At 69.8% G+C, this 13879-nt stretch carries 11 protein-coding genes; 3 read left to right on the top strand and 8 right to left on the bottom strand.

Annotated elements, in window-relative coordinates; all coding sequences use genetic code 11:
* Window positions 1-305 precede the first annotated feature (305 nt).
* The 7 genes from ACWD5Q_RS20250 to eccB form a co-directional block, all read right to left on the bottom strand.
* Complete coding sequence (locus ACWD5Q_RS20250; protein WP_451428391.1) at window positions 306-1619, bottom strand: S8 family serine peptidase; 1314 nt, start codon at window positions 1617-1619, stop codon at window positions 306-308.
* 119 nt (window positions 1620-1738) lie between these two features.
* A complete protein-coding gene (locus ACWD5Q_RS20245; protein WP_451428390.1) occupies window positions 1739-3283 on the bottom strand; it encodes a hypothetical protein in 1545 nt (514 codons plus the stop codon).
* Between the two features lie 31 nt (window positions 3284-3314).
* On the bottom strand, window positions 3315-3662 hold the full coding sequence (locus ACWD5Q_RS20240; protein ID WP_451428389.1) for a hypothetical protein: 348 nt from the start codon (window positions 3660-3662) through the stop codon (window positions 3315-3317).
* Window positions 3663-3704: 42 nt separating this feature from the next.
* Window positions 3705-4904, bottom strand: a complete 1200-nt coding sequence (gene mycP / locus ACWD5Q_RS20235) for a type VII secretion-associated serine protease mycosin (RefSeq protein ID WP_451428388.1) — start codon at window positions 4902-4904, stop codon at window positions 3705-3707.
* A 306-nt stretch (window positions 4905-5210) separates the two neighbouring features.
* On the bottom strand, window positions 5211-5495 hold the full coding sequence (locus ACWD5Q_RS20230; RefSeq protein ID WP_365168340.1) for a WXG100 family type VII secretion target: 285 nt from the start codon (window positions 5493-5495) through the stop codon (window positions 5211-5213).
* A gap of 90 nt (window positions 5496-5585) precedes the next feature.
* A complete protein-coding gene (locus tag ACWD5Q_RS20225; RefSeq protein WP_311697200.1) occupies window positions 5586-5897 on the bottom strand; it encodes a WXG100 family type VII secretion target in 312 nt (103 codons plus the stop codon).
* A 209-nt stretch (window positions 5898-6106) separates the two neighbouring features.
* Window positions 6107-7711, bottom strand: a complete 1605-nt coding sequence (gene eccB, locus ACWD5Q_RS20220; protein ID WP_451428387.1) for a type VII secretion protein EccB — start codon at window positions 7709-7711, stop codon at window positions 6107-6109.
* A 351-nt stretch (window positions 7712-8062) separates the two neighbouring features.
* On the opposite strand from eccB, the gene eccE reads away from it, so the two are divergent.
* From eccE to ACWD5Q_RS20205, 3 genes are all read left to right on the top strand, one after another.
* Window positions 8063-9379, top strand: a complete 1317-nt coding sequence (gene eccE / locus ACWD5Q_RS20215; RefSeq protein ID WP_451428386.1) for a type VII secretion protein EccE — start codon at window positions 8063-8065, stop codon at window positions 9377-9379.
* Window positions 9379-10221: a hypothetical protein gene (locus ACWD5Q_RS20210; RefSeq protein ID WP_451428385.1), complete on the top strand. Its 843-nt coding sequence runs from the start codon at window positions 9379-9381 to the stop codon at window positions 10219-10221. Before eccE ends, ACWD5Q_RS20210 begins: the two co-directional genes overlap by 1 nt.
* A gap of 186 nt (window positions 10222-10407) precedes the next feature.
* Window positions 10408-13512 (top strand): SCO5717 family growth-regulating ATPase, encoded by a 3105-nt coding sequence (locus ACWD5Q_RS20205; RefSeq protein WP_451428384.1) that lies wholly within the window; start codon window positions 10408-10410, stop codon window positions 13510-13512.
* A gap of 127 nt (window positions 13513-13639) precedes the next feature.
* On the opposite strand, the gene ACWD5Q_RS20200 is transcribed toward ACWD5Q_RS20205, so the two are convergent.
* Entirely contained in the window at window positions 13640-13870 is a 231-nt protein-coding gene (locus tag ACWD5Q_RS20200; RefSeq protein WP_451428383.1) for a DUF397 domain-containing protein, read from the bottom strand.
* Window positions 13871-13879: the final 9 nt, after the last annotated feature.

Below are 13879 nucleotides of genomic sequence, written 5' to 3'. Positions count from 1 at the left end.
GCTTCCGCAACCGCAAGAACCAGCGACTCCGCTCACGCTGCGCAACCACCCGGCGGAGTCGACGGGAGGCACACCCCCACTAAATTCGAAGACCCGCATTACCAGGAGGGCAATCGCACCGATGACCACAACAGCTGCGACACCGCCAACGACGATGAGGATGGCACCGGAAGAGGACTTCTTCTCTTCGGCCTGGGGCGAAGTACTCGTTCCCTCACCCGACGCACCAGGGACAGCGCTGGACGACTCGAGTTGGCCGAGAAGGCTTCCGTTGGGGTCGGCGGGATATCCGCCAAGACACCCTCCTACTGCCCACCATACGGGGGTTGTTGAGTGTAGGGATTGGGGTGCTGCGGAGACTGTCCCGGGGGAGTTCCGTAGCCCTGCTGGGGAGCCGCGTTGGGGTAGGGCTGTTGGGTGGGCGGGTATGTAGGGTGCTGGGGCGGGTAGCCCGAGCCCTGAGAGGGCATTCCGCCGCCAGAGCCAGGCCCGTTGCCACGGCCATTGCGGCGGCGGCGGATCACTGCGAAGGCCACGGCGATGACGAGCACGACGGCTGCGATGCCGGCGATGAGGAAGACGCCGCCGGAGGAAGAACCCTTCTTCTTGCCCGCCTGGTCGGTGCTGTCGCTGCCCTTGGAGCCGGAGTCTGCGGAGTTGGACGGCGACGGCTGGCCGAGGGGGCCCTCCTTGGGGCCGGCGGGGATGTTCATCGTCAGTGCCGAACCCGGACGGGCAATACCGTAACCAAGTTCTTTGTCCGGGGCCTTCCTACCTTCGTTATTGAGGAAGGACGCCGACTTGACCAGACGGTTGATGACCTGGCCTGCCGACAAGTCAGGGTATTTAGAACGAAGGAGGGCGACGATGGCTGACACGTAGGCAGCGGAGCCAGAAGTTCCGCTTGCCACCACGTAACCGCTGCGGCTGGTTGGGTCCGCCTGAACGGTTTCCACTCCGGGCGCGGCGACGGTGACAGTGCCCGTGTTGGAGTCAGACCAGAAATTGAGGTCTTTGTCCACAGCTGAAACGGCCACCACTCCAGGGAGTGCGGCCGGGTAGCTCACAGTCCCAGCGTCGTTGCCCGTAGCTGCCACGACCACGGCGTCGTGCTCTTGTGCGTAGGCAATAGCCTTAGCCGCTTTCGACCCAGGATAAGCACTGCTATCGCCGATCGAAAGGTTAATGACTGAAGCGCCCCGGTCAACCGCGTAGCGAACTCCAGCAGCCCAACCTTCTGTATCAATCTTGTTCTCAGTCGTGTCTACCCGCACGGGAAGGATCTTCGCCTTCGGTGCGAGGCCCATCACGCCAGAGGAATCGTTTGCACCATGTCCATGCCCCGCGATGAGGCTGGCCATGCCAGTGCCATGCCCATCGCTGTCTTCGTCAGCATTCCCCGCCCCCGTAAAGTCCTTACCTTGCAGGACCTGTCCGACGAGATCCGGATGGCTGGCATCTACACCGGAATCGACTACAGCAATGGTTACACCCGCTCCTTGGGAGGTCTTCCAAACCCTTTCCGCGTTATATGCCGTCAGTGGCCACTGGGCGTCACGGACTTGATCAGCCGATGCAGTCGAGGTTGAAGTGAGGAGCAAGGCTCCTGTCAGCGCCACTACTCCTGTCGTGGACGACGCTCGTTTGAAAACCAATTCCTTGCTCCTCACTCAGCTATGGCTGCCTACGCCAGCCTGGATGGGCAGACATTAGCTCTCTGGACACCCCGTTTGGACGCCTAGTCGATGGTCCGCGGTACGTTGCGGTTGAGGTCGTCTTCCGAGATCCAGGTCTCTTCGTCCTCAACCAGGTAGTCGGGACGCTCATTCTGGCTGTTCTCTTCCTCGGACCGTCGGCCGTTGCGGCCGCCAGTCCCGCCCCCCATGGCACCACGGGATCCGCCGCGGCTGCCGTGGAGGCCCGCGCCGCCACCACCCTTGCCGGTGACTCCCTTTGCCGCGCCGACCACACCGCCACGGGCCCTCGCGAGCGGCCCACGGCCGCCAAGGCCAGCACCGCCTCGGCCAGTGGCACCCGCTCCACCGGAGCCCATGCCACCCATGCCGGCCCGGCCGCCGGCGCCGCGACCTGCTGCCGCGCCACCACCAGTCAGACCGCTGCGTCCACCGCCAAAGCCGATACCGCTGCGTCCGAGGTTGGGCCCTCCGCCGGGAGCCACGATGTCCGGGGACTGGACTCCACCTGCACGGATACCGCCACCGCCAGTACCACCCCCCAGTCCTCCAGTTCCAGCGCCGGAACCGGGGGTCGGGAGTGGAGAGATGCCATCCACATTGGTCTTGACGGTCGGAAGCTGCGAGCCTCCCCTGATCCCCGGGTCTCGGGGAACCGTGGGACTTCCCGGGATACCTCCGTCATGGGGAACCGTTGGGGCTGGCTTGATGCTGGTGGTCCGGCCTGCGCTCCATGGCTTGGCGGCGCCGCCTCGGGCGCCCGGACCCCCGCCTCCGGCAGGCGGCATCGAGATCGGGGGAGGCATTGGTGTATTGGGGTTCGGGGGCGAGAAGGGGTCCTTGACTTTGTCGTAGCCGCCACCTTTGGCGTACGCCTTGTAGTTGACCGCAAGCTGCTCCATGATTGCCACCCCCTTCAGCTGCTCTTCCTTGCCCTTGGACAGGGAGTCGGCGTTCGCCTGGCGTGCGGCATCAGTGCTCACACCGTTGTTGATGTCCTTCACGAGCTGCTCGTCACTGCGGTCATCGTCCCAGAGTTTGTCCCAGGCCCGGGACCAACCCGAAGGCTCGTGGACATCCCGCATCTTCTCCATGGAATTCCGCAGGTCGTTCTGAGCGCCATGCATGATTTCCGCGTAGTGGTTGGCCCATGCAGATCCTTGCTGAATCTTCTGCGTGATCACGTTCGCCCTCTTGCGGAAGGCATCGGCCGCGTCGCCCTCCCAATGCTCCAGGACGTTCTCGACAGCGCTTTGCAACATGCCCGCAACACTGTCCTTCGCAGAAACCGAGTCCACGCCACCAGTCTTGCCGTCGGCATCGCCACCGGACAAGATGTTGTGGACGGACTTCCAGTGCTGGCTGACCTCGTAGATCCGGTTGGGATCCGCGTCCATGATCATCGATCGCAGCTCCGGGATACCCAACTTCATGAAGGGCGTGTCGATCTCACTGCGATCCGGGCCGCCCATACCTCCGTTGGGCAGTGATTCGAGTTTTTCGTCGTGCTTGTCCTTGATCCGCTGCTCTTGGGCCTGCTGCTGAGCCTTGATGTACTCAGGGTTGTTGTAGTACTCGCCGTAGACCATCTTCGAACTCCCCCTTCGTCAGTGCGACCGATTAGTAGGCCTTGCCATTGGGCCCGCCGTTGGGAGCTGCGCTCACACCCTGCTTGTTCGCGTGCTCCTGGTTGTTGTACTTGTCCCTGACCTTCGAGGTGCTCGTGCTGAAGTCGTCGATCAGCCCGTGCAGGTCCTTGATGATCTGTTCGATCCTGGCCTTCTGCTTCTCGTGGGCGCCGTGAAGCTCGTTGGATTCCAGGAACTTCATGCTGCCGAACGCGGTGCTCGGGATGTCTGTCTCGTACTTCGCCTTGTTGTGGGCGTTGTCCATGTCCGAGAGGAGGCCGTTGAGCTTGCGGATGACCTCATCCAGCGCGCTCAGATCGACCCGCATTCCGTCGCTCATACCCCGTTGTCCTCTCCCCTGTTTTCCAGATCCAAGTCTTGCCTAGCCCGGCAGTCCGGGCCGGCCGGCCCGGCCGGCCTGTCCGACCCGCCTGCTTCGCCAGTCCCGTACGGCGATGCCGCTTCCCGCGATCACTAGGACCAGCAAGAGGGTCACGCCAAGGACGTACACCGCGACCCCGCGTTGACGGTCCGTCTCGCTCTCACCCATGGTCACCGCCATGGGTATGATTCCGCCAGACCCGGCCTTCACCGGCGGATCCGATGCCGGTGCCGAGCCCGGTGTGGAGTCGTCCGACAGGGCCGCGACCGGGTCCACGACGCCCCAGCCGATGAACTGGTTGGGGCCGCGGCCCGGGCGCCCGGCGGTTTCCTCGATGCGGGTGGTGATCTGGGCCGCCGTCCACTTCGGGTGTTTCTCCTTCAGCAGGGCCGCGACGCCCGCGACATAAGGGGCCGCGAAGCTTGTGCCGTCCGCGGTGCACTGGCCGCCCTTCGGGACGGTGGAGACCATGCCGACGCCTGGTGCCGCGACGTCCACGAAGTCGCCGGCCTGTGAGAAGAAGGCGCGTTCGTCGTTGCGGTCGGAGGCCGCCACCGCCAGGACGCCCGGGTACGAGGCGGGGTAGGTGTCGGCGGGCCTGCCGTCGGCGCCGTCGTTGCCGGCGGCCGCCACGATCAGGGCGCCCGAGCGGACGGCGGCCGCTACGGCGTTGCGCAGTTGCGTGTTGTCCTTCTTGTCCGCGGTGTCCGAGGAGATGTTGATGATCTTCGCGCCCTTGGCCACCGCCGCGTTGATCGCCTGGGACATGGTCTTCGAGTCGCCCTGCTTGTCCTGCGCGCCCGTGTAGCGCAAGGAGAGGATCTTGGCGTCCGGTGCGATGCCCGCGAAGCCGGTGCCCTTCAGCGGGCGGGCGGCGATGATGCCCGCCACCCGGGTGCCGTGGCCCTCGTCGTCCTGGGTGCCGTCCGTGTGGCCGACGAAGTCTCCGCCGCCGGGGGCCATGGCGCCCCTCAGTTGGGGATTGGAGTCGTCGACGCCGGTGTCGATCACCGCGACCGTGACGCCCTTGCCCGTCGCCTGTCCGCGCAGTTGGTCCAGCAGGATCCGCTGAAGGGACCAGGGCGTGGACTTGATGACGTTGCCGCCGAAGACGCACTCGGCGCTGCCGGAGTCGGCGAGGCGAGTGGGCGTCGCCGGGCCGGCCGGTACCGGGGCGGCCTCTGCCGGCAGGGCCGACACGAGGCATATTCCCGTGGCTGCGAGCACGCCGAGGGCCCGCCGTAGTGCGCGGGTTCCACTGTCGCGGCTACGCGAACGGGCTGTCAGGCCCCCCATGTTCAGGCCCCCAGGGCTTGCTTGCTTCCTTCGAAGCTGGGTCATGTCGGTGTGTGTGAAGGTGCACCCATATGTGCGAGGGTGCGTCAACGCTTGTGAAAGTTCACGGCATTTACTGTGTGCGGCCCGGAGACAGGGTCGGCCCAGCGGACGCCGTGGCGTCGGCTGGGCCGATTCTCCTCATGTCGTGTCCCTCGGGCCGCCGACGGCTCAGCCCCAGGTCGAGGCGTTGCTCTTCTCCGTGGCCTGGTAGTTCTCGGCCGCGCTCTGGAGTGCCGTGGAGATCTTCAGCAGGGTCGCGTGCAGGTCTGCGGCGGTCTGGTCCCACTCGCGCTGCTTGCGCTGGTAACCCTCCTGCGCCTCGCCTTCCCAGGTGCTGGCGACGCGCTTGACCGCGGCCTCGAGGTCGTCGAGCTGCTGCTTGATGCGGCCGGCGGTCGAGCGCACGTCCGTGGAGGCGTTGGTGATGGTTGCGTAATTGACGAGAATCGACATCGCGTTCCCTTTCAGGGAGAGTCGAAGGAAATCGATGGAAGCGGTGGAAGCAGGGAAGAGCGGTAAGAACCGGTGTCCGAAGCTGCTGGATCAGCCGAAGTCGGACATGATCTTGCTGATCTCGGAGTTCTGCTGCTCTTCCGAAGCGGAGTAGTTGCTCCGCGTGGAGTCCACGGCTTCCTTGATGTCGTTGAGGATGTCGCTCATCCTCTTCGCGTCCGCGTTCCAGCGCTCCTGCAACTGGCGGTAGGACTGGGCCGCCTGGCCCTGCCAGCCGCCCGCGATCTGGTCGATGACGCCGTTCAGACGGCGGATCTCTCCCTGGATCTGACCGTTCGCGGTGTTGATGTCACCGGAGAGCTTGGTTAGTTCGTCCTCTGTTACCCGGAACTGGCCGGCCATGATGAACCTTCCCCCATGTAGTCGTTGATCCCGGGAAACCTGCACCAGGTGCCCGGAAGAGCTTCGCAGCCTTGAGCGCTGCAAACACTCTATCGTCAGCCCGTCACGCATCCACAGACAAGACCAATCAGTTACACGGCTCACACACTTGAGCGATGATTCTGTGATCAAGCGACCCAAGTCCCGCCGTCGACAGGCCTGTTGATCGTCTACTGGGCCTGCGGTTGCGCCGCGCCACCGGTGTCCAGAGTGGGCCCCTTGGGGATGAACGTCGCCCAGGACTGCGGCACGACCGCGGGGCTGGAGACCTTCTCGTAGCCCAGCCGGGTCCGCGCCTTGTCCGTCTCGCTCGCGTCGCCCGTCGAAGAGGACGAAGACGATGAGGACGTCGATGACGAGGACGCGGGCGACGTGCCGGCGGAGCTGTCGTTGTTCGACGGGAGCGAGTAGCGCAGGCCCGTGTCGGTCAGCAGGTACGTGGCGCCGCCGCCCCCTGCCGTACCCGTGACCTCCTGGAAAAGGAGGCCGGAGCCGGAGGAGACATAGGCGCTCAGCGAGTCGGCGACGACCTTCTCGGGGTACGCCGTCCCGGCCCAGGCGGCGAGCAGCGGCTTCCTGTCCTCGCCGATGGTGCCGCTGTAGACGCTGCACGAGGTGGTGCGGGCCTGCTCGGTCGCCGTGGCCGCGGGGTTGGCCTGCCGCGGAACGCTCTGGGGCCAGCCCTTGTCCGCGTAGAAGCTGTCCGCCTGGCCGCCGTTGGCGGCGATGATGTCCGGGGTGCCGACGTTGATGTCGGTGATCCCGTCGGTCCCGTACGCCTGTTTGGCGACGGACGAGCTCTTCAGCAGGTTCGCCACGAAGGGCGTGATGGCGGCGACCCGGTCCTGGAGGACGACGTAGTACTGCGTGCCCTGCGCGTCCTGGGCCTTGAGCACCCGGCCCACCGTCCGCGCGTCCTGCGGCAGGCCTTTGACGGAGGTCGGTCCGCCGGCGTGCGGAACGTCCGGGAAGGTGATGACCCCGCCCTCGTTGAGCGTGTGCAGCCACTGCTCGCTCACCGGCTGCGGCCGGGCCGTGGTGCCGATGACGGCGGCGCGCAGCTGCTCCATGGTGGTGTTGTCCAGACCCGCGGGTCCGCCCAGCAGGAAGGCGTTGCCCTTGCCGTCCACCAGGTATTCCTGCTTGGTCCTGGAGTCGACGACGTACAGGGCCTCGCCGGAGTCCACCTTCCCGGAGTTCGCGAGCGCCTTCGCGTCGCCCGCGTCGAGCACGAAGACGGCGCGGTCGATGGCGTCGGCCGATCCGGGGGCCGGCCGCTCGCACACCGCCCAGGTCTTCGCCTTCTCCGCGTCCTCCTTGGCGGGCAGGCGGTCGGGGGCGTAGGGGATGCCGAGGGTCGCGCCGTGCGGGATGCCGCTCTTGTCGATCTCCTTGCCCGGGACCTCGATGACGCTGCCCTTGTCCTTGTCGAGGAGCAGCTTGGCGGAGGCGTAGTTGAGGACGGGGTGCAGCGTCGGGGTCGCCTTGCCGTTCGCCCCCTTGTCGTTGAGGACCACGTAGCGCGTCGTGGAGTCGCTGTCGACGATGATGTACTCGCCGGGCTTGTCCCAGCCGGGGGGCGCGGACGGCTTGATCACGCCCCAGGCGATGAAGCCCACGACCAGTACGACGCCCATCGCCAGGCTGGGCATCACCGTCTGCATGGGGCGCGGCGCGCCTTCGTCGGAGCCTCCCGGCGATGGTGCCAGGAACGCCGAGACGGTGCGCTTGCGAGCGAACGTGTAGGCGGCGAGCTCGTCCCGACGCTTTGCCATGGTCCCCGTGTCTCCCGTTGTGTGATGCTCTGTGTGCTCGAAGGGCCGCTGCGGCCGAGCAGGCATTTACTATCGCACTGCGCCGTGGGGCGACGGCCCCTCAGGTGTGCGGCCGCCCCCGCATCTTCACAGAGCCTCACACGGCGCACCACCATGCGGGGCCGGTCCGTGGCACGCTGGCTGACCGGGGTTCCGGTGTCCCCTGTGTCGCCCCGCGTTCCGCAGCGGGTACCGTGAGCCACGCGCATGGATGACGTGGGCCATCGGTGCCCCTGGCCCGTCGCCGGGATCTTCACAGAGGATCTCCGCCCGACGAACGGCCACTATTTCGCGAAAGGGATGTCCCGGGGGATGACCAGCGCTACGAGGACTCGGCGCCAAGGCCGCGCACAGCGGCAACAGGACGGCCCGGACCGCAGACGTGTGCCCGCTCCGGCCTCCGCCGCCGCGTCGCCGCGCATGCTGCCCAGTCCGGGCGGTATGGGCCCGGTGCGGCTGCCGCAGCTCGTTCTGGTGGAGCTGGCGGCGGCGGTCATGCTCGTCGCCTGGGCCGCCGACGCCCCCTGGCTGCTGGCTCCGGCCGGTGCCGTGGCGGCGCTGCTGCTGCTCCTGGCGGTTCTGCGCCGGGGCCACCGGCCGCTGCCCGAGTGGTATGAGACGAGGCGCGCGCTGAGGCGCCGTCAGCGTGCGGCCAAGCTGCCCGTGCCGCCGGGGACGGACCCGATGCTGGCCCCCGCCGTGGAGTGCGACCCGGCCCTGCGGACGTATCGCTTCGTGTCCCGTGACGACCGCTCGATCGGCATGATCGGCGACGGCACCTTCCTCACCGTCGTGCTCTTCGTGCAGCCCGGGGACCAGCCGCTGCGTCCCGAGTCCGCCGGGCGGCAGCTTCCGCTCCAACTGGTCCACGACGCCCTGGAGGTCGACGGGATCCGGCTGGCGTCCGCGCAGATCGTGCAGCACACGCAGCCCGCGCCGGCGCCGCACCTGCCGCCGCAGTCGGTCGCCGTACGGTCCTACGGTCCCCTCCAGGCGCAGGCGGCCTCGCCCGCGCTCCGGCTCACCTGGGTCGCCCTCAAGCTCGACCCGGAACTGTGCTCGGAGGCCGTTCAGGCACGGGGTGACGGTGTTCCGGGGACGCAGCGCGCACTGCTGCGGGTGGCGGACCAGTTGGTGAGCCGGCTGGCCGGGGCCGGTTTCAAGGCGACCATTCTGGACGAGAGCGAGCTGGTGCAGGCGGTCGCGACATCCAGTTGTCTCAACCCGCGGGCCAACGCCCAGCACGCTCAGGACGGGCGGCCGGCCCAGCGGCGTACGGTCGAGTCGGTCCGTAGCTGGCGCGTCGACGACCGGTGGCACGCCACGTACTGGCTCTCCCGTTGGCCGCAGTTGGGGGACGGCGGTGTGGCGCTGCCCGAGCTGGTCACACGGTTCACTTCGCTCCCGGTGCTCGCCACGACGTTCAGCGTGACCCTGGGCAAGGCTGGCAGCCGGGGCGTCTCCCTCACCGGACACCTGCGGATCACCACCCGTGGTGACAGTGAACTGGCCGAGGTGGGGCGGGAGTTGGAGCGGGCCGCGAGTGCCGCGAAGGCCGGTCTGGTGCGTCTGGACCGGGAGCAGGTCCCCGGAGCCCTCGCCACGTTGCCGCTCGGAGGTACGTACTGATGTCCCACCCCGCTACGGCCATGGACCCGGGTCAGCACGGCCGGACCCCCGGGCGCACGCCGGCGCATGTGGCCTCGCCCACCGACACCGGGCTGATCCCGGTCGTCCACGAGCCGCAGGCCCCGGTGGAGCAACGGCGCGTCTTCAGTCCGGGATTCGGGCTGCGCGGGCCGCGCCGGAACCGTCATGTGGTCACCGTCGACGAGCTGGCGGCGATCAGCATGCCGATCGGCGACGACGGTGTGATCATCGGCACCGACCCGGAGTCGCAGCCGGCCGTGCTCGGCCTGTCCCGCCCGACGGCCTTCGACGTCGTCCTCGTGGGCGGCCTGTGGCTCGCCCAGGTGCTGGCGCTGCGCGCCGCCGCGACGGGGGCGCGCGTGGGCGTCGAGACCGGCCGTCCGCAGGCCTGGCAGCAGTTGGCGCAGACGGCGGGCGGCGGGCAGCAGTGCGTGACGGTGTATCCGGTGGGGCGGGTGCCCGCGCAGGGCCCCTCGGTGTCCAGCCCGGTGGTGTTGATCCGGGACTGCGGTGTGCGTCCCCCGCGCGGGCGGGTGACCTCCCTGCCGTGGCAGGCCGTCGTGACGGTGCTGCCCTTCGTCAGCGAGCACGCGCCCCGCTGGCTGGCCCAGGCCCAACTGGTCGGCATCCAGCGCATCTCGCCCCAGGAGACGGAGGTCGTGCGCGACACCCTGGGCATTCCGGACGAGCAGTTGCAGGCGCTGCCGACCCTCTATGACGGCGTCGCGCTGTGGTGCACCCGCAAGCACCGCAAGTTCGTCATGACCGAGCCCACCGACGCGGAGACGGGCCTTCTCGGTGTGGCCCGTCGTATGGACTGACAGGTCGTCGTCTCGGCGGGCGCGGCACCGACCGGCCGCGTCCCACCGCCACTTTTCCCTCCCGCGATACGAGTGATTAGTCTTCTGGTGATGCGGTGACGATCGCAGCCGCGCGGGCTCGCCACTCGGTCCGCCCGGCCGCGGCGACGACCAACTCAAGCGCAGTGGCTGACCAGGAGGCAAGCAGTGAACAGCGATCGGTCCGGGTACAACGGCGGCAGCCCGTCCTCGGACGGGGACGATCAAGAGGTTGACCTCACGGGCGAGTTCGAAATCGTCTACACGCCTCCCGCCTGGTACGCCCAAAGCACGCAGCAAGGCCCGTCGGCCGGCGGGCCGCGGGACGCCGACCAGGCTCCGCCGCCGCCGTCTCCCGGACCGCCGGTCGGGCTGCCCACCGGGCCGCCGGGCGGTCCCGGTCCCGTGCCGCACACCGCCGCCCCGCCCCAGGCCCCCGCACCCCACGCTGCCGCCCCGCAGGCCCCGGCACCGCAGACTCCCGCACCGCACACCGCCCCGCCCCAGGCTCCCGCACCGCACGCTCCGGCGCCCGCGGCGCCCGCACCGGCGCAGCCGTACGCCCAGGGCGCCGCGCCGCAACAGCCCGCGTACGGCGCGCCCGGCGCGAGCCCCCACGGCACGGGCGGCTACGGATTTCCGCAGCAGCACTCCGCGCCGGGCACTCCCCCCGCGGGCGCGGTGCCGCCCGGCGGCTACGGCTACCCCCAGGGCTACGGCTACCCCCAGCAGGCGGGGGCGGGCGCGCCCCCGCCGGGCCAGGACGCGCCGGCCGGGCACGGACAGCCGCAGCAGCAGCCGGCCCAGCCGTCCGGCGCGCCCGGCTTCCCCGTGCTGCGGCCGGTGGACGAGGACGCCCAGGCCAACCCGCCCCAGGCCGCGGCCCCCGCGGCGAGCGTCCCCCGGCAGACCGCCCCCGAGCAGCCGACGCCGGAGCTGAACCATGCCGCCGCCGACGCCGAGGCGCAGCGGCTGTTCGGCGATTCCTCCGACGACGAGGAGCCGGCGGAGGACCGCCCCGAGGCGGCGGAGCCGGGTGACACCGCCGGGTCCCTGGCCGGTGCGGACGGCGACGAGGCGGCGGACACCCGCCCCCTGGCGGAACCCTCCGAAGGCGCCGGCACCGGCCCCGGAGCCGCGTCCGCGACGGCGGAGGCAGCGCCGGAAGCAGCGACCGCGGCAGACGCGGAAGCCGGGGCAGAGGGGGAGCCGGTGTTCCCCGCTCCCGGCGCCCCGCCGACGCAGGGTCAGCAACCGTCGGCGCAGCCCCCGGTGGCGCCCCAGCCGGACCATGAGCTTCCCCCGCTGCCGCAGGGCTATGTGCCCGCGCAGCCGGTCCAGGGAGTTCCGCGGCAGGCGGGGCAGCCGGGCCAGGACGCGGCCGCCGGGTACGGCCCTCCTCAGCCGCCCGCCCAGCCGGGGCACCAGGTGCCTCCGCAGGGCTCGTTCGGCCCGGTTCAGCCGCCCGCCCAGACCGGCCAGCAGGTCCCTCCGCAGGGCTCGTTCGGCCCTCCTCAGCCGCCCGCCCAGCAGGTCCCTCCGCAGGGCTCGTTCGGCCCGGTCCAGCCACCCGCGTTCCCGGCGCAGGGCGGAGCACCGTCGGCCGACCCGCGGCAGGCGCCCCAGCCCGCGCAGCCGCAGCCTCCGCAGCCGCAGGCCGCCGGATACGGCTACCCGCAGCCCCCCGCCCAGCCCCAGCCGCCTCAGCCCCAGGCGCCCGGATACGGCTACCCGCAGCCGCCTCAGCCCGAGGCCGCCGGATACGGCTACCCGCCACCGCCCGCCCAGCCGATGCCGCCGCAGCAGCCGCAGCCCGCCCAGCCGATGCCGCCGCAGCAGCCCGGACCGGTCCCCTACGCCTACCCGCCCCAGCAGGCCGGTTACGGCTACCCGCGGCCCGTCGAGCCGGAGCAGCCCGCGCCCCACCAGCAGTCTCCGGCCCAGCCCGTGCCGCAGCAGCAGACGCCCCCGCAGCCCCCCACCGCCTACGGCAACCAGGGCTGGACCGCCCCGGTCGGCCCCCAGGCCGGGCCCGGTGTCCCGCCCCAGCAGGCCGCGCCCGGCACCCCGCTCGGTTACAACGCCGCCGTGGAGCTGTCCTCCGACCGGCTGCTGCGCAACCAGCCCAAGGCCCGCAAGAACAACACGGGCCCGTCCCGGTTCAAGTTCGGCGCCAAGAAGGAGGAGGCCGAGCGCCAGCGGAAGCTGGAGCTGATCCGTACGCCCGTGATGTCCTGCTACCGGATCGCGGTGATCAGCCTCAAGGGCGGCGTGGGCAAGACCACGACGACCATGTCGCTGGGCGCCACGCTCGCCAGCGAGCGCCAGGACAAGATCCTCGCGATCGACGCCAACCCGGACGCCGGCACCCTCGGCCGACGGGTGCGGCGCGAGACGGGCGCCACCATCCGCGACCTTGTGCACGCGATCCCGCAGCTCAACAGCTACATGGACATCCGCCGCTTCACCTCGCAGGCGCCCTCGGGTCTGGAGATCATCGCCAACGACGTGGACCCGGCGGTCTCCACCACCTTCAACGACCAGGACTACCGCAGCGCGCTGGAGGTGCTGGGCCGGCAGTATCCGATCATCCTCACGGACTCGGGTACCGGTCTTCTCTACAGCGCGATGCGCGGAGTCCTGGACCTCGCCGACCAGTTGATCATCATCTCCACGCCCTCGGTGGACGGCGCGAGCAGCGCCTCGACCACGCTCGACTGGCTGTCGGCGAACGGGTTCGCCGATCTCGTCCAGCGGTCGGTCACGGTGATCTCCGGTGTCCGCGAGACCGGCAAGATGATCAAGGTCGAGGACATCGTCGCGCACTTCGAGACCCGCTGCCGCGGTGTCGTCGTGGTGCCCTTCGACGAACACCTCGCGGCGGGCGCCGAGGTGGACCTCACCATGATGCGTCCCAAGACGCGCGAGGCCTACTTCGATCTCGCCGCGCTCATCGCCGAGGACATCGCCCGGACACAGCAGGGCTTCGGCAACCCGAACCTGCAGTTCCAACAGCCCCCGCAGGGGTACGCACCCCCGCAGCAGCCCCAGCAGCCCCCCGCCCAGCCCGGCGGCTCCCCCCAGCCGGGACAGGGCTGGCAGCAGCCGCCCGCCCCCGGTCAGGGCTGGCAGCAGCAGCCGGCGCCGGGTCAGGGCTGGCAGCAGCAACCGCCGGCACCGGGCCAGGGGGGCTGGCAGCAGCCCCCGTCCCAGACGCCGCAGCAGGAGCAGCCCCAGCAGGGCCCCGTGCCGCCGGGCTGGACACAGCAGTGACGGGCCGGCCGGTCACCGACCGGCCGGCAACGCCGGAGGGCCGGCACTCTCACCGTGCCGGCCCTCTGGCGTCCGCGTGCGTCGCGGCCACGAGCATGTACGTGCCCGGGCACCCCGGGGGATGCCGCTATCGCAGATCGAACTCCCCGTCGCGCGCCCCGAGAACGAACGCCCGCCACTCCGCCGCGGTGTAGCGCAGGACCGTGTCGGGGTCCGCGGAGTTGCGCATCGCGACCGCGCCGCCCTCCAGGTAGGCGATCTCCACGCGCTCGTCCTGGGGTCCGTCAGGGGAGCCGATCCACTCGGCGCCGCTGATGTCCATGGCGTACAGCGCTTCTTTCTCCTGCTCGGTCGCCACCGGTTCTCT

It is taken from the genome of Streptomyces sp. NPDC002513 (genome assembly GCF_053595355.1).
The sequence above is the reverse complement of the archived record's forward strand: the minus strand, read 5'-3'. Positions and strand labels throughout refer to the sequence as shown.